This is a genomic window from Mesorhizobium sp. 113-3-3 (assembly GCF_016756495.1).
GTDB lineage: Bacteria > Pseudomonadota > Alphaproteobacteria > Rhizobiales > Rhizobiaceae > Mesorhizobium.
This window is the reverse complement of sequence record NZ_AP023243.1, coordinates 951,746-977,235: the sequence shown is the minus strand read 5'-3', so window position 1 is coordinate 977,235 and position 25,490 is coordinate 951,746. Positions and strand designations below refer to the sequence as shown.

Sequence of the window (25,490 nt, the reverse complement as noted above, 5' to 3'; positions counted from 1 at the left end):
CAGCGCATGCCATGGCGCGCGCCCTGGCCATGGGTCCGAAACTCGTACTGGCCGATGAGCCGACCGGGCAGCTGGACAGCCGGACGGCGCTGCGCTTCTTCGACGTCGTGCTCGACCGCCTGGACGGCACCGACATCGCCCTGGTGGTTGCCACGCACGACGAAGCCGTGGCCAACCGCATGGCGACGCGCTGGACGATGGATCACGGCCGGCTCGTTACCGGCCGCCGGCCAGGGGCCGCAGCGGCATGATGGTCCTGCTGTGGATTCGTGGAGTGCTCGCCCGCCGTTTCCTGCGCGTGGCCGGTGCCGCCGCCGGCATCGCGCTGACGGTCGCCCTGCTCGCGGCGATGACGCTCTTCCTCGCCAACGCCGGGGCATCGATGACCGCCCGAGCCGTGTCGGCGGTTCCAATTGACTGGCAGGTGCAGGTGATTTCCGGTGCCGATCCCGACCTCGTCGGCAAGGCGCTGGCGGATGCTGCTCCGGTCAAGGCCGTGCATCGGGTCCGCTATGCCGATGTCGCCGGCTTCGAGGCACGGACCGGCGGCACGACCCAGACCACGGGGCCTGGCCAGGCGGTTGCTTTCGACAACCGGTATTCCAGCGATTTCCCGGCAGAGATTCGCCCGCTTTCCGGCACCCTCGACGGCGCGCTGATTGCCCAGCAGACAGCCGCCAACCTCCATGTCGGTCCCGGCGACACGGTCTGGGTCCAGCGGATCGGTCTGCCGCCGGCGGAGGTCAGGATTGCCGGCGTGGTCGACCTTCCGGACGCCGACGCTTTGTTCCAGGCTGTCGGCCTGCCACCCCAGGCAACGCCACAGGCGCCACCCGACAATGTCCTCATCCTGCCGCAAGAAGCCTGGCGGCAATTGTTCGATCCGCAGCAGAAGGCGCGCCCCGACACCCGCCTGCAATTGCATGTGCGGCTTGCCCATGAGGCGCTGCCGCCGGATCCCGTCACGGCCTATACTTTTGTCACCGCCGCCGGGCACAATCTCGAGGCGCGGGTCGCCGGCCAGGCTCTGGTGGCCGACAATCTCGGTTCACGCCTCGGGGCGGTCCGCGAAGATGCGCTGTACGCCTCCGTCCTGTTCCTGTTTCTCGGGCTGCCCGGCGTCGCGCTGGCGGTTGCGCTTACCTTTGCCGTCACCGCGTCCGGCGCGGCACGCCGGCGCACGGAGCAGGCGCTGCTTCGCGTCCGTGGCGCGACGACCAAGGCCATCCTGTTGCTGTCCGCCGCGGAAGCCGCCGTCGCCGCCATCGCGGGCACCGCGATTGGCATGGCCGCGGCATCGCTGGCTGCCATCATCGTTCCAGGTCTCATGGCAGGGCTTGGCGTCAACGTGCCGACATTGCTGCTTGTCGCCTGCTTCGGGCTGCTGGTCGGGTTCATCGCCTTTCTCTACCCGGCCTGGCGGGACGCGCGCTGGGCGAGCGTGACCACGGCGCGGCGGACCGTGAGCCGGCCGAGCGCGCCGCTCTGGCAGCGCTTGTGGCTGGACATGCTGCTGCTCGCCGCGGCGGGATTGTTCTTCTGGCAATCGGCGAGCACCGGATACCAGATCGTGCTTGCGCCCGAAGGCGTGGCGGCGACAGCGGTGGACTACAAGGCATTCGTCTCGCCGGCCTTGTTCTGGCTTGGCATGGCGTTGCTGACGATCAGGCTGTCGGCCACGATCATCGCACGCAATGGCGCGCTCCTGCGCATGATTGTCGCCCCGGCCTCGGGAGCACTGGCGCCCGTTGTATCGGCCGCCCTGTCGCGGCAAGCGGGGCGGCTGACGATCGGCATTGCGATGACCGCGCTGGCCATCTCCTTCGCCACGTCGACCGCCATCTTCAACACCACCTACAATGCCCAGGCGCGCATCGACGCCGAGCTGACGAACGGCTCCGACGTCACTGTCTTCGGCACGGCGGACAGACCGGCCGGAGCGCACCTTGCGGCGCTCGCCTCGCTGCCCGAAGCGGCGGCGGCCGAGCCCATGCAGCATCGCTTTGCCTATGTCGGCGCGGATCTGCAGGACCTTTATGGCATCGATCCCGCCCGCATCGGACGCGCCACCGGTCTTTCCGACGCCTATTTCAGTGGCGCCGGCGCCGCCGGCACGCTCGCCCTGCTTGCCGCGACACCGGACGGCGTCCTGGTGTCCGAAGAGACCGTGCAGGATTTCCAGCTCCAGCAGGGCGATACGATCAACCTGCGGCTCATCGATGCCAGGGATCACCAGTATCATCCCGTGGCCTTCAGGTTCATCGGCGTCGCCCGCGAATTTCCGACCGCGCCAAAGGATTCCTTCCTTGTCGCCAATTCGGCCTATGTGGCCCGGATGACCGGCTCCGATGCATCCGAATACGTGCTCATGCGAGCCAGGGCGGATCCTGCCGCGCTGGGGCGGCATGCTGCGTCTGTGCTCACGTCCGATCCGTCGATGAAGGTGGCCGATATCGGCCAGGCGGCGCATCTCATCGGCTCGAGCCTGACCGCGGTCGATCTCGGCGGATTGACGACAATCGAACTGGGCTTCGCGGTCGTCATGGCCGCGGCCGCCGCCGGGCTGATGCTGGCGCTGGGGTTCTTCGAGCGTCGCCGGCCTTTCGCCATCCTGGCCGCGATCGGCGCCAAACCGCCTCAGCTCGCGGCCTTCCTGTGGAGCGAAGGTCTGCTGATCCTCATTGGCGGCATGACGTTCGGCCTGCTTTCGGGCCTGCTGACGGCATGGATGCTGGTCAAGCTGTTGACCGGCGTTTTCGATCCGCCACCCGAAGCCCTGTCGATCCCCTGGCTCTATCTGGCGGTCATGCTCGGTCTCGTCGCCGCTTCGGTGGCCGTCGCCGTCTGGTCCGCCAGGCCATCGGCGGGACAGGCGGCGGAACAGCTGCGCGACTTGTGAGGCCGGACACGAGCTTACCCATTTGTAAGCCTGCGGCCAGCCCCTCGACAACTCCACGGCCTAAGCTCGTTTTGTCTCTCGGCAGAGCAAGACGAAGAGACAGATCCGGCGGCCAAACGGCCGGGATAACGGGGCCGCTCCTGGCAATAGCCAACGGCTCCACAACCCAAGTCAAACGGGAAAGAAAGACCATGAAGACATCAGCTATCGCAGCCGCAATGATACTCGCCGTCGTATCCTCGACCGGTGCTTTCGCCAAGGCGGCCACCGGCACCATTGCCAGCATCGACAAGAAGGGCGACTCGATCACGCTTTCCGACGGCAAGACCTTCGTCCTGCCGGAAGGCATCGAAGCCGAGACGCTGAAGGTCGGCGAGAAGGTGATGGTGACCTATTCGACCAAGGCCGGCAAGCTGGCGGCATCGAGCATCCAGCCGGCTAAATAGAGCGAATGGGACCGAGCCGGGAGCGGCTCGGTCCTCCCTTGGCTTGGACAAGGAGAAGGAACTCACCGATCGATCCGCGTCGACAGGATGATCGACGACGAGGTCCGCTCCACGCCATCCATGGCGCCGATCTGGTCGAGCAGCGCGTCGAGGTCGCGGATCGACGGCGCGTCGACGACAACGATCATGTCGAAATTGCCGCTGACGGAATGCAGCGTCCGCACGGGAGGCAGCGCCTGCAGCGCCCGCACCACCTTGTCGGCGAGTTTGGGCGTTACGGTGAGCAGCACATGCGCCCTGACCAGCCCCTGCTCATAATCGGCGGAGAGCTTGACGCCGTAGCCCGATATGATGCCGCGCTGCTCCAGCCGCTCGATCCGGCTCTGCACCGTGGTGCGCGACACGCCGAGCTGGCGCGCCAGTTCGGCCGTCGAGGCGCGGGCGTTGGAGCGCAGCAGGGAAAGCAGGGCGTATTCGGCTTCGCTGAGCATTTCGACGAATCCCTTCGGCAGATCGACTAAAGATAAGGTTCATTCTGCAGGATTTCACGCTTCTTTTCGACAGGCAAGCTGCGATGATTCCGCCAATTCACGAGCGATTCCAGCAAGTGCGGAGCGGTTTCCGTCCGGGAATTGCTTAAAGCAAATCGAAATTGGCAGGGGTATGTGACCATGAACAACATCGTTATCGTCGGAGCCGGCAAGATCGGCTCGACCATCGCCGGAATGCTCGCCGCGACCGGCGACTACCGCGTCACCCTCGTCGACCGCTCGGCGGCGCAGCTTGCCGCGGCCGAAGTGCCGGCCGGCGTCGAGACGCTCGAACTCGACATCGCGGCCGCCGGCGCCCTGGAAGCAGCCCTCGCCGGCAAGTTCGCGGTGCTGAGCGCCGCTCCCTTCCATCTCACCACGCGCATCGCTGAAGCGGCGGCCAGTGCGGGCGTGCATTATCTCGATCTCACCGAGGACGTCGTCTCGACCCGCCGCGTCAAGGAACTGGCGCGTTCGGGCAAGAGCGCCTTCATCCCGCAATGCGGGCTGGCGCCGGGCTTCATCTCGATCGTCGCCAACGACCTCGCCAGCCGTTTCGATTCGCTGGAAAGCGTGCGCATGCGAGTCGGCGCCTTGCCGCAGTATCCGTCCAACGCGCTGAACTACAACCTCACCTGGAGCACCGACGGCGTCATCAACGAATATTGCGAGCCTTGCGAGGCGATCGTCGAGGGCGAGCTGATCGAAGTGCCGCCGCTGGAAGAGCGCGAGGAATTCTCGCTCGACGGCGTGACCTACGAGGCGTTCAACACCTCGGGCGGCCTGGGCACGCTGGCCGAGACGCTGAAGGGCAAGGTGCGCACGCTGAACTACCGCACCATCCGCTATCCCGGCCATGCCGCCATCATGAAGGCGCTGCTCAACGACCTCGGCTTGCGCCACCGCCGCGACGTGCTGAAGGACATCTTTGAGAGCGCTCTGCCGGCGACGCTGCAGGACGTGGTCATCGTCTTCGTCACCGTCTCCGGCCGCCGCAACGGCCGCCTGCTGCAGGAAACCTACGCCAACAGGATCTATTCGCAGCGCGTCGGCAGCCAGGTCCGCAGCGCCATCCAGATCACCACGGCGTCCGGCATCTGCGCCGTGCTCGACATGCTGGCCGACGGCAGCCTGCCGGCCACCGGTTTCGTCAAGCAGGAAGACATCGCTCTGGATGCATTCCTGGCCAATCGTTTTGGACGGGCCTATGCGCAGCACGAGATGGTAAGCCGGCTCGCGAGCTGATCTCTTCACCCTCCCCCTTGTGGGGAGGGTCGGCTCGCAATCGGAGCGAAGCGGAGATTGCGGGACGGGGTGGGGGTGAGCGCCGACGATCGGTCAAGACCCCCACCCCGCTCCGCTTCGCGGATCGACCCTCCCCACAAGGGGGAGGGTAAGCGCTCTAAATATGCAGCGCGTGCCCGAGCGCCTTCAGCGCCGCTTCCTGGAACCCCTCGCCTTGCGTCGGGTGCGCGTGGATGGTGCCGGCGATATCCTCCAGCCGCGCGCCCATCTCGAGCGCCAGGCCAAACGCCGCCGACAGTTCCGATACGCCCTGCCCGACCGCCTGGACGCCGAGCACCAGATGATTGTCCGCGCGCGCCACGACGCGCACGAACCCGTCCTCGCCGAGCTTCGTCATCGCCCGCCCATTGGCGGCGAACGGGAACAGGCCGATCTTGATCTCGCCCTGAGCCTTGGCTTCGTCCGGCGACAGCCCTGCCGTCACCAGTTCCGGGTCGGTGAAGCAGACGGCGGGGATTGAGCGCTTGTCCCAGCTGCGCTTGTGGCCGGCGACGATTTCCGCGACCATTTCGCCTTGCGCCATGGCGCGATGCGCCAGCATCGGCTCGCCGGTGACGTCGCCGATGGCGAAGATGCCGCGCATCGAGGTGCGGCACTGGTCGTCGATGCGGATGAATTTGCCCGCCCTGTCGAGATCGATCTGCTCGAGACCCCAGCCTTCCGTCACCGGCTTGCGGCCGACCGTCACCAGGATCCTGTCGGCGGTAACCTTGGCATTCTTGCCGTCCGCCGTCTCGACCAGCAGCGCGTCGCCCTTGGTCGACAATCCCTTGGCTTTGGCCCCGGTCATCACTTCGATGCCGAGCGCGGCGAGCCGCTTGGCCACCGGCCGGGTCAGCTCGGCGTCATACTGCGCCAGCACGCGCGGCAAGGCCTCGACCACCGTCACGTCAGCGCCCATTTTCGCGAAGGCCATGCCGAGTTCGAGCCCAATATAGCCGCCACCGACAACCGCAAGCTTCTTCGGCACTTCGCTCAACGACAGCGCGTCCGTGGACGAGATCACAGGCCCGCCAAAGGGCAGGAACGGCAGTTCGACCGGCGCCGAGCCGGTGGCGATGACGATGGTCTCAGCCCGGATCACCTGGCTTCCGGTCTCGGTCTCCACCTCCACGGTCTTGCCGTCGCGGAACGTCGCCCAGCCATGCACGGTCTTCACCCCGGCCTTCTTCAACAGGCCGGCGACGCCGCTGTTGAGCCGGCTGACAATGCCGTCCTTCCAGGCGACGGTCTTGCCGAGGTCGAGCGCGGGTGCGGCGACCGAGATGCCAAGCGGGCTCTTGCCGCCGGCCATATGCGACACCTTTTCGAACTCCTCCGCCGCATGGATCAGCGCCTTGGACGGGATGCAGCCGACATTGAGGCAGGTGCCGCCGGGTTTGCCGGCCTCGACGATGACGGTATCGACGCCGAGCTGCCCGGCGCGGATGGCGCAGACATAACCACCCGGACCAGCGCCGATGACGAGCAGCTTGCAGGAGATTTCTTTCATCTTGGCACGCTCATTTTGGTGAAGGCCCCTCATCCGACCGCTTCGCGGCCACCTTCTCCCCGGCGGGGAGAAGAGACTGGCGCCGGCGTCGACGACCTCCTCTCCCCTCGGGGAGAGGTCGGATTGCCCCGAATTGCTCTTGGCAATTCGGTCTTGGAAATCCGGGTGAGGGGGACCTTGCGACCGTTCTCATCGCCTCAATCCACAAAGATCAGCGCCGGCGTTTCCAGCAGCGCCTTGATGCGCTGCACGAACACCGCCGCGTCCCAGCCGTCGATCACCCGATGGTCGAAACTCGACGACAGGTTCATCATCTTGCGCGGGATGAACTGGGTGCCGTCCCACACCGGCCGCACCATCATCTTGTTGACGCCGATGATCGCCACTTCCGGATGGTTGATGACCGGCGTGGTCGCGATGCCGCCCATGGCGCCGAGCGAGGTGATGGTGATGGTCGAGCCGGAGAGCTCGTCCCGCGTCGCCGTGCCGGACTTGGCCGCCTCGGCCAGCCTGTTGACCTCGGCGCCGCAATCCCAGATGTCGCGCGCCTCGGCATGCTTGACGACAGGCACCACCAGCCCGGACGGCGTCTGCGCGGCGATGCCGATATGGATGCCGCCATGCTGGTGGATGATGCCGGCCTCGTCGTCGAACAGCGAATTGAGCTGCGGCTGGTCTGATATCGCCTTGACCATGGCCCGCATCAGGAACGGCAGCAGCGTCAGCTTCGGCCTGTCCGCGCGCTTCTCCTTGTTGAGCGCTGCGCGCAACTCCTCGAGTGCCGTGACGTCGATCTCCTCGACATAGGTGATGTGCGGGATGCGCGACTTGGACAGCGTCATCTTCTCGGCGATCTTGCGCCGCAAGCCGACCACCTTGATGTCCTCGACCGCATCGTTGCGGGCAAGACCCGAAGCCTTGGCCACCTGCGGTCCGCGCGCCAGGAAAGCCTCGATGTCCTCATGGCCGATGCGCCCGGCCGGACCGCTTCCCGCGACTTGCCTGAGATCGATGCCGGCCTCCTTCGCCCGCAGCCGCACGGCCGGCGACGCCAGCGGCTTTTCACCCTCCGGGCGCGGCGCGCCGGAAACGAACGTTTTCCCGATGTCTTTCGAAACGGTAGGCGTAGATTTCGCTTCCGGAGCGGCGGCCTTTGGCGCGGTCTTCGCGACCGGCGCGGCCTCGGGCTTCGGTGTCGGAAGCTTGGCCGGTGGCTCGGCGGCGACCGCTTCCGCCTCGCCGCCCTGCGGCTTCACATTGCCCTCGCCCGGCACTTTGAGCCGCACGATGGGCGAGCCGATCGCTACCGTGTCGCCGATCTCGGCGCCCAGCCACAGGATCTCGCCATCGACGGGCGACGGGATCTCGACCGTCGCCTTGTCGGTCATCACGGCGGCAAGCACCGTGTCCTCGCGCACAATGTCGCCGACCTTGACGTGCCATTCGACGAGTTCGGCCTCGGCGACGCCTTCGCCGACATCGGGAAGCTTGATGATGTGTTCGCCCATCTTAAGCTCCCATGGTTTCAATCAGCGCGCGGCCGACGCGGGCAGGCCCCGGGAAATAGTCCCATTCCTGCGCGTGCGGATAGGGCGTGTCCCAGCCGGCGACCCGCGCCACCGGCGCCTCCAGATGATAAAAACAGTTTTCCTGCACCAGCGCCGACAGCTCGGCGCCGAAGCCCGAGGTCAGCGTCGCCTCATGCACGACGACGCAGCGCCCGGTCTTCTTGACCGAAGCGACGATTGTGTCGAGGTCGAGCGGCAACAGCGTTCTGAGATCAATGATCTCGGCGTCGATGCCGGTCTCCTCGGCCGCGGCCTGGGCGACATAAACCATGGTGCCGTAGGCGAGCACGGTAACCGCCGCGCCCGCCCTGCGGATCGCCGCCTTGCCGAGCGGCACGGTGTAGTGGCCGTCGGCGACCTCGCCGAGCTCATGCTTCGACCACGGCGTCACCGGCCGGTCGTGATGGCCGTCGAAGGGGCCGTTGTAGAGCCGCTTCGGCTCAAGGAAGATCACCGGATCGGGATCCTCGATCGCCGCGATCAGCAGCCCCTTGGCGTCATGCGGGTTGGACGGCACCACGGTCTTCAGGCCGGAGACGTGGGTGAACAAGGCTTCCGGGCTCTGGCTGTGCGTCTGGCCGCCGAAAATGCCGCCGCCGGTCGGCATGCGCACCACGATCGGGCAGGTGAAATCGCCGTTCGAACGGTAGCGCAGGCGTGCCGCTTCCTGGGTCAGCTGGTCGTAGGCCGGGTACATGTAGTCGGCAAACTGAATTTCCACGCAGGGCTTCAAGCCATAGGCGGCCATGCCGATGGCCGAGCCGACAATGCCGGATTCATTGATCGGCGCGTCGAAGCAGCGGCTCTTGCCGTATTTGGCCTGCAGGCCCTGCGTGCAGCGGAAGACGCCGCCGAAGAAACCGACATCCTCGCCGAACACGACGACTTTCTCGTCGCGCCCCATCGACACGTCCATGGCGTCGCGAATGGCCTCGATCATGGTCCGTCTCGGCATGGCTCAGACTCCCGCCTGCTGGCGCTGGCGCCTGAGATGCGGCGGCATCTCGGCATAGAGGCCCTCGAACATGTCGCGTGTCGACGGCTTGCCGCCGGCATGCAGCGTGCCGTGGCTTTCCGCCTCCTTCTGCGCCGCGATCACCGTGTCGAGGATTTCCGCCTCGGCCTGTGCGTGCCGCTCGTCCGACCAGACGCCGAGCCCGATCAGATGGTTCTTCAGCCGCACGATCGGATCGCCGAGCGGCCAGGCGTCGGATTCGGTCTTCGGCCGGTAGGCGGACGGATCGTCCGAGCTCGAATGCGCCCCGGCGCGGTAGGTGACATATTCGACCAGCGTCGGCCCGAGATTCTTCCGCGCCCGCTCGGCCGCCCATTTGGCGACAGCATGGACGGCGAGATAGTCGTTGCCGTCGACGCGCAGCGACGGGATGCCGAAACCGAGGCCCCGCGCCGCGAAGGTGCCGGAGCCGCCGCGTGCAATGCCCTGGAAGGTCGAGATCGCCCACTGGTTGTTGACGACATTGAGCACGACCGGCGCCTTGTAGGTGGAGGCGAACACCAGGGCGGAGTGGAAATCGGATTCCGCCGTCGAGCCGTCACCGATCCAGGCCGCCGCGATCTTCGAATCGTTCGAGATCGCCGAGGCCATCGCCCAGCCGACCGCCTGGATATACTGCGTCGCCAGATTGCCGGAGATGGAGAAGAAGCCGTGCTCCTTCGACGAATACATGATCGGCAGCTGCCGGCCCTTCAGCGGATCGGCCTCGTTGGAATAGATCTGGTTCATCATCGTGACCATCGGATAGCCGTCGGCGATGAGCAGCCCTGCCTGGCGATAAGTCGGGAAATTCATGTCGCCCGGCGCGAGCGCCTTGCGGAAGGCGCAGCTCACCGCCTCTTCGCCAAGATGCTGCATGTAGAAGGAGGTCTTGCCCTGGCGCTGCGCCATCTGCATGCGCGCATCGAAGGTCCGCAGCGTCATCATGTGGCGCAGGCCCTCCAGCAGCTCCTCGTTGGAGAGCAGCCCCGCCCACGGCCCGACGGCCTCGCCATCGCGGTTCAACACACGGATAATGGAGAAGGCCATGTCGCGGATGGTGCGCGGATCGACATCGATGTCGGGGCGCGGCACCGAGCCGGCCGCCGCGAGGGTCACGTTGGAGAAATCAGGCGTGCCGCCCGGCCGCACTTCCGGCTCCGGAACGTGGAAACGCAACATCCCAGCATCGGCCATGACCTTCGTCCTCCAATGTTGCCTGGCCCCAATATCCCTAGCCAAGGATATTTGCACATCCGCGCGTCCAGTGCGAATTCGTCGAAGGTCATCGGACCGGCCACGCCGGCCGACCCAGCCTCCCGCGCATTAGGATGGAGATATGTCCGCGAAATTTCTTGTCGATGTTGAGGGGAAGCGCGCAATTAGGCGCAAGCTTGCGCTGGGGTTTCCGCCAGATAAGGCGATTCACTTGTCGGGCGCTGGGGTTGATGCTGCCGATCTCCCCACGAGGGGGGAGATCGAACTCTGTTCACGCCGCCGCCTTGCCATGCTAACCACCCGCCATGGCACAGAAGAAAGCTTTCGAGGTCGATTCCTGGCTCGCGCGGCCTGACGCGCGCTTCTCCATCGTGCTGCTTTATGGTCCCGATCGCGGCCTCGTCTCCGAGCGTGCGAAGGCCTTTGCCGAAAAGACCGGCCTGCCGCTCGACGATCCCTTTTCCGTGGTCCGATTGGAAGGCTCGGAGGTCGATCGCGACGAGGGCCGGCTGCTCGACGAGGCCCGCACCGTGCCGATGTTTTCCGACCGGCGCCTGCTCTGGGTGCGCAATGCCACCGGCCAGAAGGCGCTGGCCGAGGACGTCAAGGCGCTGACGGCGGAACCCGCGCGCGATGCCATCATCCTGATCGAGGCCGGCGACCTGAAGAAGGGCGTCGGCCTGCGCGCCGTGGTCGAGGGCGCTGACAACGCCATGGCGCTGCCTTGCTATGCCGACGAGGCCCGCGACATCGACACCGTCATCGACGACGAACTGCGCAAGGCCGGCATGTCGATGACGCTGGAGGCGAGGCAAGCGCTGCGCCGCAATCTCGGCGGCGACCGGCTGGCTTCGCGCGGCGAGATCGAAAAGCTCATCCTCTACGCCCACGGCCAGAAGGAGATCGGCCTGGAGGATGTCAGGGCGACGTCAGGCGACGTGTCCGGCGCCTCCTTCGACGATGCCGTCGACGCGCTGCTCGAAGGCAAGGTCGGCGATTTCGACACCGCCTTCACCCGCCATTGCCAGTCCGGCGGCCCGCCTTTCCTGGTGCTGTCCTCGGCGATGCGGCAGTTGCAGCAGATCCAGGTCATGCGCGGCCAGATGGACTCCGCCGGGCGCAATGCCGCATCGGTCGTCGCCGGTGCACGTCCGCCGGTTTTCTTCTCGCGGCGCAAGCTGGTGGAGAAGGCGCTGGAGCGCTGGAGCAGCGAAGCCCTCAGCCGCGCGCTGACCCGGCTGCAGACCGCCGTGCTGCAGACGCGGCGGCGGCCGGACCTTTCGGTCGCGCTGGCACGGCAGGCGCTGCTCGGCATCGCGGTGGAAAGCGCGAGGCTGGGGCAGCGTTAGTACGTGCCGTATTGTGCGCGGCCGACGACTACTCGCCAGACCAGTTGATCGGGGCGTAATGTCCGTTCCGGCCTGAATTGTCCCAGCTCATGCCATGGTCGCTGAATGTACTGCCTTGCGACCCCATCGCCAAAGCGAGCCAGTCGGGATTGATGGGATGACCGGTGGCCGCCCACATCTGCCCGTCCTCGCGCATTGTCGGCAGCGGCTCGACCGCCATCCGCATGACGCCCGCAATCGCCGCCGACCGCTTCTTGCCGTCTACCCGGTAGTCTATCGGCACCTTCCTGGCGCCGAGGTTGGTGCCGATCATGGGCGCCAACACCGCCATCGGGCCGCCGGCGGCGCCAGTGAAGATGGCGCCCAGCGCCTCTGTCTGCCTGTCATCGGCCCGTTCGTCGATATAGGCGGCGGCAGTCCAATTGCCGTTTGCCATCGGACCCGGCGTGTGAGCGACCATGGCGACACTGAGCCCATCCAGTGGAACGTCGCCGTAAGTGCCCTTGTCGATATGAAAGGCCAGACCGACGTCGCAAAAGCCTTTCGTAGGCTTCGATGTCAGCTGTGCCTGGGTGGACAGCAGGCAAGGACAGACGACATCGCAGCTGCAGTTTTCGAAGTAACTTCCGGACAATTGCCAACGGACTGCCATTTGCACCTCCCGCTTTGCGTCAGGCGCGTCGGCATATCGCTTTGGCGAGGCGGTGCCATTTCTCGACACGGCAGGAATGGCAAGCAGCCCTCGCCGCGATGGACCGGCACGCCAGGGCACATTATTTAAGCCATATCTAATATAGGTTACGCCGTTGGCCGGGAGTGTCAAGCCGCGCTGGCGGCGGTGCATCTTTCCTTCTCCCACAAGGGGAGAAGGAAGTCGAAGTTCGCCGGCTAACTACCGCTCCTGCTTCAATCTCCGGCACAGCTCGTCCAGCTGCTCCAGCGACCGGTAGGACACCCGCAGCTCGCCGCCTTTGCCCTTGTGATCGATGGCCACGATCATGCCGAGCGTATCGGTCATCAGCTTTTCCAGCGCCAGCGTGTCGGTGTCCTTTTCCGGCGCGGCTTGCGGCTGCTTCGGCTTGGCCGGCGTGGGGCCGGCCGGCATCTGCGCCAGCGCTTCGGCTTGGCGCACCGAAAGTCCTTCCTCGACGATGCGCTTGGCAAGGCCAGCCGGATCCTCCGCCGTCACCAGCGTGCGGGCGTGACCGGCCGACAGCGCGCCGTCGACCAGCATGTCGCGGATCACGTCCGGCAGCTTCAAAAGTCGCAGCGTATTGGCGACGTGGCTGCGGCTCTTGCCGATGACATTGCCGAGATCGGCCTGGGTGTAGCCGTGCTCGTCGATCAGCTGCTGATAGCCCAGCGCTTCCTCGACGGCATTGAGATCGGTGCGCTGGACGTTCTCGATGATGGCGAGCTCGAGCGCGGTGCGGTCGTTGACCTCGCGGATGATGACCGGGATCTCGGTCAGCCCGGCGCGCTGCGCCGCCCGCCAGCGCCGTTCGCCGGCAATGATCTCGTAGCGCCCCGCCTGCGTCGGCGACGGCCGCGCCACCACCGGCTGCACCACCCCATGTTCGCGGATCGACTGAGCGAGGTCGGTCAGTTCGGCGTCGCCAAAGTGACGGCGTGGGTTCTTCGGGTTGGGGCTCACGAACTCGATCGGCACCTTGCCGTCGGCGCTCATGCCGGGCTTTTCCGGTGCCGCCGGGCGGTCGATCTCGCCGATCAGTGCCGCCAGGCCACGCCCGAGTCTTTTCCTCGAAAGGTCTTCGCTCATGTCTGTTCCAAGTCTATTTTGGATAATCGTCTTTTGATCGTTTCGGTATCGAATCGGCTGTTAATCATGCACCCGATCTAATCAAGCGGCGCGCAATTTACGCTCGCGGCGGATCACTTCCGAAGCCAGTTGCAGATAGGCCTGGCTGCCCGAGCATTTCAGATCGTAAAGGATCGCCGGCTTGCCGTAGGACGGCGCCTCCGACACCCGCACATTGCGCGGAATGACGGTTTCGTAGACCTTGTCGCCCATATGCTGGCGCACATCCTGCACCACCTGGTTGGCCAGATTGTTGCGGCCGTCATACATGGTCAGCACGATGCCCTGAATGGTGAGGTCCGGATTGATCGACCGGCGCACCTGCTCGACGGTTTCCAGCAACTGGCTGAGACCTTCCAGCGCGAAGAACTCGCATTGCAGCGGCACCAGCACCGAATCGGCCGCCGCCATAGAATTCAGTGTCAGAAGATTGAGCGAAGGCGGGCAGTCGATCAGCACATAGCCGAAGGGCGCTCCGCGCTCGGTCGCGGCCCGCAGCGCATTGCGCAGCTTGAGCACGCGGTCCGGCGCCGAGGCTATCTCCATCTCGATGCCGAGCAGATCGAGCGTCGACGGCACGATCGAAAGGCCGGGAACGGCGGTCGGAATGGCCGCGGCTTCCAGCTCCAATTCGCCGGTCAGCACGTCGTAGGACGAGACGGTGCGATCCTTGCGGTCGATGCCGAGGCCGGTGCTGGCATTGCCTTGCGGGTCGAGGTCGACGATCAGCACCTTTTCGCCGATCGCGGCCAAAGCGGTGGCCAGGTTGATGGCGGTGGTGGTCTTGCCGACACCGCCCTTCTGGTTGGCTACGGTGATGATTCGAGGGCCGTTTTTCATCATGGGTCTATGCCAGAAATTCATTTTGGGTCGCCAAATAGCCCGACAGGTCGAAGATCAGACGGGTCGCAGGTTAGATAGTTCCAGGATGACGCCGTAGGGGTCCGTCACACTGGGATGTTCTACCAGATCGAAGGCCCACCGGTTAACGCTTTCTTGCACTTCGGCGCGATAATCCCGGCCTTTGTGGAACAGCCCGCGCGCGCCTGATATCAGCCACGGCGACGACAGATCCAACAGGACCGAAAGCGAGGCCAGGGCCCGCGCCGTGACGATTTGCGGTTGCGAAACAAGCGCATGGCTGTCCTCGATGCGGCGCGCCACGACCCGCGCCGGCAGGCTGAACTGGCCGATCACCGTCTGCAGGAACGACGCCTTTTTGCGGTTGCTTTCAACCAGATCGATGCTGGCGCCGTCGCGCTCGGCAAGCAGGAAAGCCATGACCAGGCCCGGAAATCCGCCGCCCGAACCGATGTCGACCCAATGCGTGGCATTTGGCTCTATGCGCGCCAGCTGTGCGCTGTCGAGAATATGGCGCTGCCAGACATCGCCCGCGGTCGACTGAGCGACGAGATTGATGCTGCGATTCCACTTCTGGAACATGGCTTCGAACGCCACCAGGCGATCGAATGTTTCACGTGAAACCGGGCCGGCGGCGTCCTGCAGGCTCTTCCAGGTGAAAGAGCTCACGCAACAACCCTTTGTACGCTCTGCGGCCTCTGCGCACTCTCATGATGCCGGACATGCGCGACAATGATCGCCAGCGCCGCCGGCGTCATGCCTTCCATCCGCTGGGCGTCAGCAATGGAGCGCGGCCGCCGCGCCTGCATCTTCTGCTTCAATTCATTGGACAGGCCGGGCACGCGGGCGAAATCGACCGTCTCCGGGATCAATCGGCTCTCTTCGTGCCGGATCTGCGCGACATCGCTCTTCTGCCGGTCAAGATAGACCGAATATTTCGCCTCCGTTTCAAGCCGCTCGGCCGTTTTGGCGTCGATCCCAGCAAATCCCGGCTCGATCCTGGCTAGCCAGGCTATGTCGACATCGGGATAGGCCAGCAGTTCGTAGCCGGACCGGCGCACACCATCGCGGTTGATTTCCAGCCCATGCCGTGCCGCCTCGTTCGGAGTCATCGCCACCGATATTGCCAGTTCGCGCGCCTCGTCGAGCCGCCGCATGACATCGCCATAGCGCTGTATCCGCTGCGCAGAAGCAATCCCCAGCCTTCCGGCCAGCGGCGTCAGCCGCTCATCGGCATTGTCGGCGCGCAGCGACAGCCGGAATTCGGCGCGCGAGGTGAACATCCGATAGGGTTCGCTGATGCCACGGCTGGTCAGGTCATCGACCATCACGCCGATATAGGCCTCCGTGCGGCTGAGCACGACCTGCTCACCGCCAGCCGCCAGCCGCGCGGCATTCAGCCCGGCGAGCAAGCCCTGGCCGGCCGCCTCCTCATACCCGGTCGTGCCGTTGATCTGCCCGGCGAGAAAGAGGCCGCCGACCCGCTTCGTCTCAAGCGTCTGGTGCAGTTCGCGCGGATCGACGTGATCATATTCAATGGCATAGCCGGGCTGAAGCATCACTGCCCGCTCCAGCCCCGGAATGGTCTTCAGTATGTCGAGCTGCACATCCTGCGGCAGCGATGTCGAAATCCCGTTGGGATAGACGGTGTCGTCGTCCAGGCCTTCCGGCTCCAGAAAGATCTGGTGGCCGTCACGGTCGCCGAACTTGACGATCTTGTCCTCGATCGACGGGCAGTAGCGCGGCCCGACACCTTCGATCGAGCCGGAATACATGGCGGAGCGGCCGAGATTGGCGCGGATCAGCTCGTGCGTCGCCGTTGTCGTGCGGGTGATGCCGCACTCGATCTGCGGTGTCTCGATACGGTCGGTCATCAAGGAGAACGGCACCGGATCCTCATCCGCGGCCTGGCTTTCCAGCGAAGCCCAGTCGATGGTCCTTCCGTCCAGCCGCGGCGGCGTGCCGGTCTTCAGCCGGCCGAGCTTGAACCCCGCGCGGTCCATCGTCGCCGACAGGCCAAGGCTCGCCTGCTCGTTCATGCGGCCGGCGACAATTTTCTTCTCGCCAATATGAATGAGGCCGCGCAGGAAGGTGCCTGTCGTCAGCACGACGGCGCCACAGGCAAGCCTGCGGCCGTCGGCCAGAAGAACAGCAGCGATCCGTCCGTCGACGATCTCGAAATCCAGCACCTCGCCCTCGACAACATCGAGATCGTTCTGCTGCCGAATCGCTTCCTGCATGGCAAGGCGATACAGCTTCCTGTCGGCCTGCGTGCGCGGCCCGCGCACCGCCGGCCCCTTGCGCCGATTGAGCAAACGAAACTGGATGCCAGCGGCATCCGCCACCCGTCCAATCAGCCCGTCCATTGCATCGATCTCACGGACCAGGTGCCCCTTGCCGAGCCCGCCGATCGCCGGATTGCACGACATCACCCCGATCGTGTCGAAGCGCAGCGTCACCAGCGCGGTTTTGGCGCCGGCGCGCGCGGCGGCACTGGCCGCCTCGCATCCCGCATGGCCGCCGCCCACCACAACCACATCATAGTGATCGGTCATTTCAAAACTTCCTGGACTCAAAAGATTGACGGACACATGTCCCCGCAGGGCCAAGCTGTCAAGAAAACTTCGCAGCAAGTTTCACGTGAAACACGGTGAGGCCCGTTCGGCGGATGTTTCACGTGAGTCATGGCCGCTCCGATTGTTTCACGTGAGTCACGCCAGGGAGTGCCGAGGCGTTCATCCACGGCCAGAGCAGCCACGAAGTAGCGCGGCGGATTCCCGAGGATGGCCAGGGGTTGACGCCGCCACCAATCATCAACCGAGGACCCAAGCCTCTCCCACTCAAGTCATTGTTTCACGTGAATCATTTCCCGATGCAGAACTGCGAAAAGATCACATCGAGCATATCCTCGGCATCGATCGCACCCACGATCCGGCCCAGGCGATCCGCCGCCAGCCGCAACTCCTCCGCGCGCAGTTCCAGGCCCGCAGTGCCATCGTCGGTGGCGCGAGCCAGATGGCGATTCGTCTCGCTGAGCAGTTCGACATGGCGCAGGCGCGACGGCAGCACGTCGCCGACATCACCGGCCGCCTCCGCCGCGCGACGGCCGATTTCAGCCAAGAGCGCCTCCACACCGGCCCCGCTTATAACTGAAATGACATGGTCGTATCGACCGGCCTTCTCTTGAGCCGCCCGCTCGTCCAGCAGGTCAAGCTTGGTGCCGACACGCAGCAGAGGTGCCGTGCTCGGCAACGGCCCGATGTCTCCGGGAGACAACATGTCTTCCAGCAGCAGCAAGAGACCAGCGCGATCAGCCTTGGCACGCGCCTTCTCGATGCCGATCGCCTCGACCTTGCCCGGCGCCTCGCGCAGCCCCGCCGTATCCGTCAGCCTGACCCGCAGGCCGCCGAGGTCCAGCGTCACCTCGAGCAGGTCCCGCGTGGTGCCCGGCTCATCCGTTACAATAGCTGCATCGCGCCGCGCCAAGGCGTTGAACAGACTCGACTTGCCGGCATTCGGCGCGCCAAGAATCACCACCTCGAAGCCGTCGCGGATGATTTCGGCGGCGTGAAATCCGGCGATGTGACGATCGATCTCGCCGATCATCGCGCCGACATCCGACCAGATCGTATCCGAAACGGATCCCGGCACGTCGTCCTCATCGGCGAAGTCGATCTCGGCCTCGATCATTGCCCGCGCATGGATCAGCCGGCGACGCCAACCCATATACAGATCGCTCTGGACGCCCTCGGCATTGCGGATCGCGAAGCGCCGCTGCGCCTCGGTCTCGGCATTGACCAGATCAGCCAGCGCCTCGGTCTCGACCAGGTCGACCTTGCCGTTGAGAAAGGCGCGGCGCGTGAATTCGCCTGCTTCCGCGTGCCTGACGCCTTCAAAACCGGCGATGACCTCCAACATCCTGGCCACCACGGCGCGTCCGCCATGGACATGGAATTCGGCGACATCCTCACCGGTGAAGCTGGCCGGCCCGGGAAAGAAGACAACCAGGCCGCTGTCCAGCACGGTTCCATCCGGAGCCCTGAACTTGCGCAAGGCGGCCACACGGTCCTTAACCATGCCACCGGCGATCGTTTCGACCACGAATCGAGTCTGTGGGCCCGAAATACGCAGCACGGCGACACCGGCCGGAAGGCGGCCGCTCGACAGCGCAACGATTGAATCGCCTGAAATCATTTGCCCGCTCTGTTGAACCGCCCTAGCCTCGCGCCTTCAGGACAACCGAGTTGCCATTGTGACATTGCCCGCGCAAAACCTGCTTGCCGACGAAGCCAGCCCCTATCTGCAGCAGCACAGCGGCAATCCCGTCCATTGGCGGGCCTGGTCGCCGGCTTCGCTCGAAGAAGCAAGGACGCTCGATCGCCCGATCCTGCTTTCCGTCGGCTACGCCGCCTGCCACTGGTGCCATGTCATGGCGCATGAAAGCTTCGAGAATGACGGCGTCGCCGCCGTCATGAACCGTCTGTTCGTCAATATCAAGGTCGACCGCGAAGAGCGTCCCGACATCGACCAGATCTATATGGCCGCGCTCTCCTCGATGGGCGAGCAAGGCGGCTGGCCGCTGACCATGTTCCTGACGCCGGACGGCAAGCCATTCTGGGGCGGCACCTATTTTCCGCGTGAGGCGCGCTATGGCCGCCCGGGCTTCATTCAGGTGATGGAAGCGGTCGACAAGGCCTGGCGCGAGAAGCGCGATAGCCTGCATCAAAGCGCCGACGGCCTGACCAGCCATGTCGAGGCGCGTCTTTCCGGCAAGCATACCAAGGAGAGCCTCGACCGCGGCACGCTCACCGACCTCGCCGGCCGCATCGACGGCATGATCGACCGCGATCTCGGCGGCTTAAGCGGCGCGCCGAAATTCCCCAACGCGCCGTTCATGCTGACGCTATGGCTGTCCTGGCTGCGCGACGGCAACGCTTCCCACCGCGACGATGTGCTCGTCAGCCTCGAACGCATGCTGAGCGGCGGCATCTACGACCATATTGGCGGCGGCCTCAGCCGCTACTCCACCGATGCCGAATGGCTGGTGCCGCATTTTGAAAAGATGCTCTACGACAATGCCGAGCTGATCCGCTTCTGCAATTGGGCTTTTGCGGCAAGCGGCAATGATTTGTTCCGGGTACGAATCGAAGAAACCGTCGACTGGCTGCTGCGTGAAATGCGAGTCGCCGGCGGTGCCTTCGCCGCCAGCCTCGATGCCGACAGCGATGGCGAGGAGGGGCTGTTCTACACCTGGAGCAGGCAAGAGATCGAAACCGCTCTCGGTGACGATTCGCCATTGTTTTTCAAATACTTCACGCTTTCCAGCCCGCATGGCTGGGAGGGCAAGCCCGTCATCCATCAGACCCGCGCCCAGCAGGCCCAAGGCGTGGCAGATCGCGCGAAGCTCATCCCGCTCAAGGCCAGGCTTCTTGCGGCCCGTGAAGAGCGGGTGAGGCCAGGCCTCGACGCAAAAACCCTCACCGACTGGAACGGCCTGATGATCGCCGCACTCGCCGAGGCCGGCCGTTCGCTCAGCCGACCCGACTGGACCGAGGCCGCGGCCAAGGCCTTTGCTCATATCAGCGGTTCCAGCCGCGACGGCCGCTTGCCGCATTCCATGCTCGGCGCCAGAAAACTGTTTCCTGCTTTGTCGATCGACTATGCCGCAATGGCCAATGCCGCGATCTCTTTGTTCGAGGCGTCGGGCGACTGGAGCTATGTCGATCAGGCCAAGCAATTCATCGAGCAGCTCGACCATTGGCACGCCGACGACGCCGGCACAGGCTACTACCTGACCGCCTCGGACAGCACCGACGTGCCGATCCGCATCAGGGGCGATGTCGACGAGGCCATCTCCTCAGCCACCAGCCAGATCATCCAGGCGCTAACGCGGCTTGCCTCCATCACCGGCGATCTCGAATTGCAGGAGAAAGCCTGGAAGATCGCCGAGCACGCGGCAGGCCGGGCGGCGCACCAAGCCTATGGCCAGGCCGGCATCGTCAACGCCTGCGCGCTCGCCATCGAGCCGCTGAAACTGGTCATCGTCGATGACCTGGAGGATCCAAAGCTCGTTCCGGTTGCGAATCGATGCCCCGACCCACGCCGCGTCGACATTGTCGTCGCAATTGGTTCGGAAACGAATCGACCCTTGCTCCCCGGCGGGATTCTGCCGCCGGCCGACAAGCCGGGTGCCTGGCTTTGCACCGGGCAGCTGTGTTTGCCGGCGGTGGCCGATGCTGGGGAACTTGAAGGTCTATTGCTTCGTAGGTAGGCAACCAAGCCGACTGTTCCTGCCCCACCTGTCAAACGTTCGCGCTGCCCCTCACCTGCCTGCCGGCATCCTTTCCCCGTATAGTGACGGGGAGAGGGAAGCTGTTATCGAGGGTTTCGCCAATCGCCGGCGTCGTCGAAGAAAGACGCCCGCGCGGAAACTGCCTCTTTCTCCCCGTCTTTATACGGGGAGAAATGCCCGGCAGGGCAATGAGGGGCGGCGCCGACTTATGCGATTTGCCGCATGGGGGCCGCCGACCTAACCCAGGCAAAGAAAAACCCCATCCCGGTTTCCCGGAATGGGGCTCTATACAGATCCGGAAGCTTCGGACCGACCCTTACGTATTCATCGAATCGAAGAAATCCGCATTGGTCTTGGTCTGCTTGAGCTTGTCGATAAGGAACTCGATCGCATCGGTGGTTCCCATCGGCGCGAGAATCCGGCGCAGCACGAAGATCTTCTGCAGGTCCTGACGCGGCACCAGCAAGTCCTCCTTGCGGGTACCGGATTTGAGGATGTCCATGGCCGGATAGATGCGCTTGTCGGCGACCTTGCGGTCGAGCACGATTTCCGAATTGCCGGTGCCCTTGAACTCTTCGAAAATGACTTCGTCCATGCGGCTGCCGGTGTCGATCAGCGCGGTGGCGATGATGGTCAGCGAACCGCCTTCCTCGATGTTACGGGCCGCACCGAAGAAGCGCTTCGGCCGCTGCAGGGCGTTGGCGTCGACACCGCCGGTCAGCACCTTGCCGGATGACGGCACAACGGTGTTGTAGGCGCGGCCGAGGCGGGTGATGGAATCGAGCAGGATGACGACGTCGCGGCCATGTTCGACCAGGCGCTTGGCCTTTTCGATGACCATTTCGGCGACCTGGACGTGCCGCACCGCCGGTTCGTCGAAGGTCGAGGAGACGACCTCGCCCTTCACCGAGCGCTGCATGTCGGTCACTTCTTCCGGCCGCTCGTCGATCAGAAGCACGATCAGATAGCATTCCGGGTGGTTGGTGGTGATGGAGTGGGCGATGTTCTGCAAAAGCACCGTCTTGCCGGTGCGCGGCTGCGCGACGATCAAAGCGCGCTGGCCTTTGCCGAGCGGCGCCACCAGGTCGATGACGCGCGGCGAGATGTCCTTCGAGGTCGGAACCTCCATTTCCATCTTCAGCCGCGAGGTCGGATACAGCGGCGTCAGATTGTCGAAATGGATCTTGTGGCGGATCTTCTCGGGATCGTCGAAATTGATGGTGTTGACCTTGAGCAGCGCGAAATAGCGCTCGCCCTCTTTCGGGCTGCGGATCGGTCCTTCGACCGTATCGCCGGTCTTCAGCGAAAAGCGCCGGATCTGCGAAGGCGAAATATAGATGTCGTCGGGACCTGGCAGATAGTTGGCGTTGGCCGAGCGCAGGAAGCCGAACCCGTCTTGAAGCACTTCGACCACGCCGTCGCCGATGATCTCGACGTCCTGGGCGGCCAGTTTCTTCAGGATCGCGAACATCAGCTCCTGCTTGCGCATGACGCTGGCGTTCTCGACCTCGAGCGATTCGGCATAAGCGATCAGCTCTGGCGGTTTCTTGTTCTTGAATTCGGTAAGTTTCATTTCTTGCATAGACGGACTCTGGGTGAGCTTTGGGAAAAAATATCGGCGGGATGCGACAAATGCCGGGCGCGGCCGAAAACAATGAGGGGCGGCGCATGACGGGAAGGAAGACCCGTCTTTTATCGTCGGTCGGGGGAAAGAGCAAGCCGCGTTTTAAAAGGCCTGATCGGCCTCAGAACGGCTTGACGACAACCAGGATCACGATGGCGATCATCAGCAATGTGGGGATCTCGTTGACGATCCGCCAGTGCCTCGCCGGCTTTTCGTTGCGATCTTCTGCGAATTTGCGTACCGCGCCGGCCAGATAGCCATGAACGGCGGACATCAGCAGCACCAGGCCGATCTTGGCATGCAGCCAGCCGCCCTGGAATCCGAAGATTTTCCAGGCGAGCCACAGGCCGAACACCCAGGTGACGATCATCGCCGGATTGATGATGCCGCGCAGCAAGCGCCGCTCCATCACCTTGAAGGTCTCCGACTGCACCGAGCCCTTCTCGGCATCGACATGGTAGACGAACAGCCGCGGCAGATAGAGCATGCCGGCCATCCACGAGATGACGGCGAGGATATGGATCGCCTTTGCCCAGGGATAGAAGCTCTCCGGCGCGACGAAAAACAGAAGCGCCGTCGCCACGATCAGCACAACGATGCTGACGACCATGCGCATCATCGCCTGGCCCGTGCTGTTGGTGTTACCAGTGTCCTTCGTGTTGTTTGACTGAGCCATCAGCGTGTCGCGCTCCTCACCTGCTTCACCATCGCCTCGACATGCGCGATCGGCGTCTCCGGCGTGATGCCATGGCCGAGATTGAAGATCAGCGGTCCGTCTCCCAGCGCTTGCAGGATCGTCTCGACGCCATCCGACAGCGCCTTGCCGCCAGCCACGAGGCGCAAGGGATCGAGATTGCCCTGGACCGCACCTGAGCGCTGCAAGTCCTTCGCCGCCGCCAGAGGCACCGTCCAGTCGATCCCCAGCCCCGTCACGCCGGTCTTCTGGCGATAGGTCCGGTAGCGCGCGCCGGCGCCCTTCGGAAAACCGATGATGGGAACATCGGGATGGACAGCCCTTACCTGCCTGACGATCTCGGCCACCGGCCAGACGCAGAACTGGTCGAACGACGCATCGTCGAGCACGCCGGACCAGGAATCGAAAATCTGCACCACATCCGCGCCGGCTTCTATCTGGCGGATCAGATAGGCCGCCGAATGATCGGCCAGCACTTTCAAGAGATGTTGGAACGCCGCCGGCTCGCGATAAGCGAACAGCCGTGCCGGTGCCTGGTCGGGCGTTCCATGGCCGGCAATCATGTAGGTCGCCACCGTCCACGGCGCGCCGCAGAAGCCGATCAACGTGGTCTCGTCAGGCAGTTTTGTCCGCAACCGGCGAACCGTCTCGTAGACCGGTTCGAGATTCACGTGAAACACATCGCCTTCCAGAGCCATGATCTCGTCAACCGAGATCGGCGTCAAAAGCGGTCCTCTTCCCTCTTCGAAGCGCACGTCACGGCCAAGCGCATGCGGAACGACAAGGATGTCGGAGAACAGGATCGATGCGTCGAAGCCGAAGCGCTCGATCGGCTGCAGCGTCACTTCCACCGCAAGGTCTGGATCATAGCAGAGGTCGAGGAAGGAACCGGCGCGCCGGCGTGTTTCACGATACTCCGGCAGATAACGTCCAGCCTGGCGCATCATCCAGAGCGGAGGCGGAAAATGAGCCTCGCCCTTCAGGACGTCCAGCATGATCCGGCTTTTGGGCATCGAGCGCTTACCCTCTCCCAGCCTTCCTATAATCAAAGATTCTTATATCTAAGATTCTTCTGATTCTAAGAGTCTGTTGGTTGTGGTGGTTGTCACCTGTCCCGCTTCACCAGTCAAAAAGCCAGCAAGCATATTGTCGCGCGCTTCGTTCTCCCGGCTGCAGGGTTCTGGGGATAGTTTGGAATCCACCATCGGAGTCAACGTCTTAAGGAGCTACGGAAAAAGTCCGCCCTGTGGATGGCCGAAAGGCAAAAGAGACCGTCCCCAGACTTGTCCCCAGCCGGCCGGCGAAGCTGACAGAGGACCGAATTGTGGACAAACTGCCATCTGATACAGTCGCCTCCGACCGGCCGCTCTTTCTGTCCCGGTTTATCCACATCCGCCCACAGCCCCAGGTGATCCCCTGTGAACAAACCCCAGAGCTTCTTTCACCTGCACCTGATTTCCGACGCGACCGGCGAAACGCTGCTCGCCGCCGGCCGGGCGGCTTCGGCGCAATACAAGGACGCGCGGGCGATCGAGCACATCTACCCGCTCATCCGCACCGAAAAGCAGGTGGCCAAGGTGTTCGAGGACATAGAGGAGGAGCCGGGCATCATTCTCTATACGGTCGTCGACCAGAAGCTGGCGCGCGGCATCGACGAGCGCTGCGCGGCCATGGGCCTGCCTTGCGTATCGGTGCTGGAGCCGGTGCTCACCGTCTTCCAGTCGTATCTCGGCACGCCGGCCGGCCGGCGCGTCGGCGCCCAGCACGTTCTCGATGCCGAATATTTCCGCCGCATCGATGCGCTCAACTTCACCATGGACCATGATGACGGCCAGCTGCCGGCCAATATGGACGATGCCGATGTCGTGCTGATCGGCATTTCCAGGACGTCGAAGACGCCGACCAGCATCTATCTGGCTAACAGAGGCATCAAGACCGCCAACATCCCGATCGTGCTCGGCGTGCCGGTGCCGGAAAGTCTGGTCAGCGCCTCGAAGCCGTTGATCGTTGGGCTGATCGCCACCGCCGAGCGCATCTCGCATGTCCGTCAGAACCGTATCCTCGGCAACAGCAGCTCCTACGTGCCGACCGACTATGTCGACCGCGCCGCCATCAACGAGGAGCTCGCCTACGCCCGCCAGATCTGCACGCGCCACGGCTGGCCGATGATCGACGTCAGCCGCCGCTCGATCGAGGAAACGGCGGCGGCCATCGTTGCCCTGCGGGGGAAGAACAGATAATTGAACGAGGAGTGCGTTTTCCGAGACTTCTTTGCGGAAACTCGGCGCCGCCCCTCACCTGCCTGCCGGCATCCTCTCCCCGTATAGTGACGGGGAGAGGGGCGCTGTCATAGAAGGTTTCGCCAATCACCAGCGTAGCCGAAAAAAAGCGCCCGCACC

Annotated in this window: 21 protein-coding genes; 7 read left to right on the top strand and 14 right to left on the bottom strand. The window is 64.3% G+C overall.

All coding sequences use genetic code 11. The features are described from left to right. The first annotated feature begins 29 nt into the window (after positions 1-29). The 3 genes from JG746_RS37075 to JG746_RS04570 all read left to right on the top strand — a co-directional run bounded on the left by JG746_RS37075 (position 30) and on the right by JG746_RS04570 (position 3,345). On the top strand, positions 30-251 hold the full coding sequence (locus JG746_RS37075) for a hypothetical protein (RefSeq protein ID WP_244730969.1): 222 nt from the start codon (positions 30-32) through the stop codon (positions 249-251). Then, on the top strand, positions 248-2,899 hold the full coding sequence (locus tag JG746_RS04575; protein WP_202357092.1) for an ABC transporter permease: 2,652 nt from the start codon (positions 248-250) through the stop codon (positions 2,897-2,899). The genes JG746_RS37075 and JG746_RS04575 overlap by 4 nt, the downstream gene beginning before the upstream one ends. Positions 2,900-3,090: 191 nt before the next feature. Further along, the gene (locus JG746_RS04570) at positions 3,091-3,345 is read left to right on the top strand and encodes a DUF1344 domain-containing protein (protein ID WP_202357091.1); all 255 of its coding nucleotides are present in this window, start codon (positions 3,091-3,093) and stop codon (positions 3,343-3,345) included. Positions 3,346-3,407: 62 nt separating this feature from the next. Here JG746_RS04570 and JG746_RS04565 read toward each other — a convergent pair whose 3' ends face one another. Next, a complete protein-coding gene (locus tag JG746_RS04565) occupies positions 3,408-3,836 on the bottom strand; it encodes an Lrp/AsnC family transcriptional regulator (RefSeq protein WP_202357090.1) in 429 nt (142 codons plus the stop codon). 180 nt (positions 3,837-4,016) lie between these two features. Here JG746_RS04565 and JG746_RS04560 point away from each other — a divergent pair, with 180 nt between their 5' ends. Beyond that, entirely contained in the window at positions 4,017-5,120 is a 1,104-nt protein-coding gene (locus JG746_RS04560; RefSeq protein WP_202357089.1) for a saccharopine dehydrogenase family protein, read from the top strand. Positions 5,121-5,277: 157 nt separating this feature from the next. Here the strand turns inward: JG746_RS04560 and lpdA are convergent, their stop codons facing one another. From lpdA to JG746_RS04540, 4 genes are all read right to left on the bottom strand, one after another. Continuing rightward, complete coding sequence (lpdA, locus tag JG746_RS04555; RefSeq protein ID WP_202357088.1) at positions 5,278-6,672, bottom strand: dihydrolipoyl dehydrogenase; 1,395 nt, start codon at positions 6,670-6,672, stop codon at positions 5,278-5,280. A gap of 197 nt (positions 6,673-6,869) precedes the next feature. Further along, on the bottom strand, positions 6,870-8,180 hold the full coding sequence (locus JG746_RS04550) for a dihydrolipoamide acetyltransferase family protein (protein ID WP_202357087.1): 1,311 nt from the start codon (positions 8,178-8,180) through the stop codon (positions 6,870-6,872). A 1-nt stretch (position 8,181) separates the two neighbouring features. Next, positions 8,182-9,195: an alpha-ketoacid dehydrogenase subunit beta gene (locus JG746_RS04545; RefSeq protein WP_202357086.1), complete on the bottom strand. Its 1,014-nt coding sequence runs from the start codon at positions 9,193-9,195 to the stop codon at positions 8,182-8,184. A 3-nt stretch (positions 9,196-9,198) separates the two neighbouring features. Further along, a complete protein-coding gene (locus JG746_RS04540) occupies positions 9,199-10,431 on the bottom strand; it encodes a 3-methyl-2-oxobutanoate dehydrogenase (2-methylpropanoyl-transferring) subunit alpha (RefSeq protein ID WP_202357085.1) in 1,233 nt (410 codons plus the stop codon). Positions 10,432-10,757: 326 nt separating this feature from the next. Between JG746_RS04540 and holA the strand changes: the two genes are divergently transcribed. Then, the gene (holA, locus tag JG746_RS04535; protein WP_202357084.1) at positions 10,758-11,801 is read left to right on the top strand and encodes a DNA polymerase III subunit delta; all 1,044 of its coding nucleotides are present in this window, start codon (positions 10,758-10,760) and stop codon (positions 11,799-11,801) included. 28 nt (positions 11,802-11,829) lie between these two features. Here holA and JG746_RS04530 read toward each other — a convergent pair whose 3' ends face one another. From JG746_RS04530 to mnmE, 6 genes are all read right to left on the bottom strand, one after another. Continuing rightward, on the bottom strand, positions 11,830-12,453 hold the full coding sequence (locus tag JG746_RS04530; RefSeq protein WP_202357083.1) for a DUF1326 domain-containing protein: 624 nt from the start codon (positions 12,451-12,453) through the stop codon (positions 11,830-11,832). Positions 12,454-12,693: 240 nt separating this feature from the next. Next, the gene (locus JG746_RS04525; RefSeq protein WP_069090575.1) at positions 12,694-13,581 is read right to left on the bottom strand and encodes a ParB/RepB/Spo0J family partition protein; all 888 of its coding nucleotides are present in this window, start codon (positions 13,579-13,581) and stop codon (positions 12,694-12,696) included. An 81-nt stretch (positions 13,582-13,662) separates the two neighbouring features. Then, positions 13,663-14,463, bottom strand: a complete 801-nt coding sequence (locus JG746_RS04520) for a ParA family protein (RefSeq protein WP_202357082.1) — start codon at positions 14,461-14,463, stop codon at positions 13,663-13,665. A gap of 54 nt (positions 14,464-14,517) precedes the next feature. Beyond that, complete coding sequence (gene rsmG, locus JG746_RS04515) at positions 14,518-15,150, bottom strand: 16S rRNA (guanine(527)-N(7))-methyltransferase RsmG (RefSeq protein ID WP_202357081.1); 633 nt, start codon at positions 15,148-15,150, stop codon at positions 14,518-14,520. Continuing rightward, on the bottom strand, positions 15,147-17,036 hold the full coding sequence (mnmG, locus tag JG746_RS04510) for a tRNA uridine-5-carboxymethylaminomethyl(34) synthesis enzyme MnmG (RefSeq protein WP_202357080.1): 1,890 nt from the start codon (positions 17,034-17,036) through the stop codon (positions 15,147-15,149). The genes rsmG and mnmG overlap by 4 nt, the downstream gene beginning before the upstream one ends. 307 nt (positions 17,037-17,343) lie before the next feature. Beyond that, complete coding sequence (gene mnmE, locus JG746_RS04505) at positions 17,344-18,675, bottom strand: tRNA uridine-5-carboxymethylaminomethyl(34) synthesis GTPase MnmE (protein ID WP_202357079.1); 1,332 nt, start codon at positions 18,673-18,675, stop codon at positions 17,344-17,346. 58 nt (positions 18,676-18,733) lie between these two features. On the opposite strand from mnmE, the gene JG746_RS04500 reads away from it, so the two are divergent. Beyond that, positions 18,734-20,752 carry a thioredoxin domain-containing protein gene (locus JG746_RS04500; RefSeq protein ID WP_202357078.1) on the top strand — a complete coding sequence of 673 codons (2,019 nt, stop codon included), beginning with the start codon at positions 18,734-18,736 and terminating at the stop codon, positions 20,750-20,752. A gap of 337 nt (positions 20,753-21,089) precedes the next feature. On the opposite strand, the gene rho is transcribed toward JG746_RS04500, so the two are convergent. From rho to hemE, 3 genes are all read right to left on the bottom strand, one after another. After that, a complete protein-coding gene (gene rho / locus JG746_RS04495) occupies positions 21,090-22,355 on the bottom strand; it encodes a transcription termination factor Rho (RefSeq protein ID WP_019862177.1) in 1,266 nt (421 codons plus the stop codon). A 163-nt stretch (positions 22,356-22,518) separates the two neighbouring features. Then, entirely contained in the window at positions 22,519-23,073 is a 555-nt protein-coding gene (gene hemJ, locus JG746_RS04490) for a protoporphyrinogen oxidase HemJ (protein WP_202357077.1), read from the bottom strand. Next, positions 23,073-24,104, bottom strand: coding sequence for a uroporphyrinogen decarboxylase (gene hemE / locus JG746_RS04485; protein WP_202357076.1), 1,032 nt, complete (start codon positions 24,102-24,104; stop codon positions 23,073-23,075). Before hemE ends, hemJ begins: the two co-directional genes overlap by 1 nt. A 405-nt stretch (positions 24,105-24,509) precedes the next feature. Here hemE and JG746_RS04480 point away from each other — a divergent pair, with 405 nt between their 5' ends. Further along, complete coding sequence (locus tag JG746_RS04480) at positions 24,510-25,331, top strand: pyruvate, water dikinase regulatory protein (protein WP_202357075.1); 822 nt, start codon at positions 24,510-24,512, stop codon at positions 25,329-25,331. Positions 25,332-25,490: the final 159 nt, after the last annotated feature.

What these genes read in the sequence shown, in the direction of transcription:
- mnmG (WP_202357080.1), bottom strand. Translation starts at nt 17,036, where the DNA reads ATGACCGATCACTATGATGTGGTTGTGGTGGGCGGCGGCCATGCGGGA.
- JG746_RS04560 (WP_202357089.1), top strand. Translation starts at nt 4,017, where the DNA reads ATGAACAACATCGTTATCGTCGGAGCCGGCAAGATCGGCTCGACCATC.
- hemE (WP_202357076.1), bottom strand. Translation starts at nt 24,104, where the DNA reads ATGCCCAAAAGCCGGATCATGCTGGACGTCCTGAAGGGCGAGGCTCAT.
- JG746_RS04565 (WP_202357090.1), bottom strand. Translation starts at nt 3,836, where the DNA reads ATGCTCAGCGAAGCCGAATACGCCCTGCTTTCCCTGCTGCGCTCCAAC.
- JG746_RS37075 (WP_244730969.1), top strand. Translation starts at nt 30, where the DNA reads ATGGGTCCGAAACTCGTACTGGCCGATGAGCCGACCGGGCAGCTGGAC.
- hemJ (WP_202357077.1), bottom strand. Translation starts at nt 23,073, where the DNA reads ATGGCTCAGTCAAACAACACGAAGGACACTGGTAACACCAACAGCACG.
- holA (WP_202357084.1), top strand. Translation starts at nt 10,758, where the DNA reads ATGGCACAGAAGAAAGCTTTCGAGGTCGATTCCTGGCTCGCGCGGCCT.
- JG746_RS04525 (WP_069090575.1), bottom strand. Translation starts at nt 13,581, where the DNA reads ATGAGCGAAGACCTTTCGAGGAAAAGACTCGGGCGTGGCCTGGCGGCA.
- JG746_RS04550 (WP_202357087.1), bottom strand. Translation starts at nt 8,180, where the DNA reads ATGGGCGAACACATCATCAAGCTTCCCGATGTCGGCGAAGGCGTCGCC.
- JG746_RS04575 (WP_202357092.1), top strand. Translation starts at nt 248, where the DNA reads ATGATGGTCCTGCTGTGGATTCGTGGAGTGCTCGCCCGCCGTTTCCTG.
- JG746_RS04530 (WP_202357083.1), bottom strand. Translation starts at nt 12,453, where the DNA reads ATGGCAGTCCGTTGGCAATTGTCCGGAAGTTACTTCGAAAACTGCAGC.
- JG746_RS04540 (WP_202357085.1), bottom strand. Translation starts at nt 10,431, where the DNA reads ATGGCCGATGCTGGGATGTTGCGTTTCCACGTTCCGGAGCCGGAAGTG.
- rho (WP_019862177.1), bottom strand. Translation starts at nt 22,355, where the DNA reads ATGCAAGAAATGAAACTTACCGAATTCAAGAACAAGAAACCGCCAGAG.
- JG746_RS04570 (WP_202357091.1), top strand. Translation starts at nt 3,091, where the DNA reads ATGAAGACATCAGCTATCGCAGCCGCAATGATACTCGCCGTCGTATCC.
- JG746_RS04520 (WP_202357082.1), bottom strand. Translation starts at nt 14,463, where the DNA reads ATGATGAAAAACGGCCCTCGAATCATCACCGTAGCCAACCAGAAGGGC.
- lpdA (WP_202357088.1), bottom strand. Translation starts at nt 6,672, where the DNA reads ATGAAAGAAATCTCCTGCAAGCTGCTCGTCATCGGCGCTGGTCCGGGT.
- JG746_RS04545 (WP_202357086.1), bottom strand. Translation starts at nt 9,195, where the DNA reads ATGCCGAGACGGACCATGATCGAGGCCATTCGCGACGCCATGGACGTG.
- mnmE (WP_202357079.1), bottom strand. Translation starts at nt 18,675, where the DNA reads ATGATTTCAGGCGATTCAATCGTTGCGCTGTCGAGCGGCCGCCTTCCG.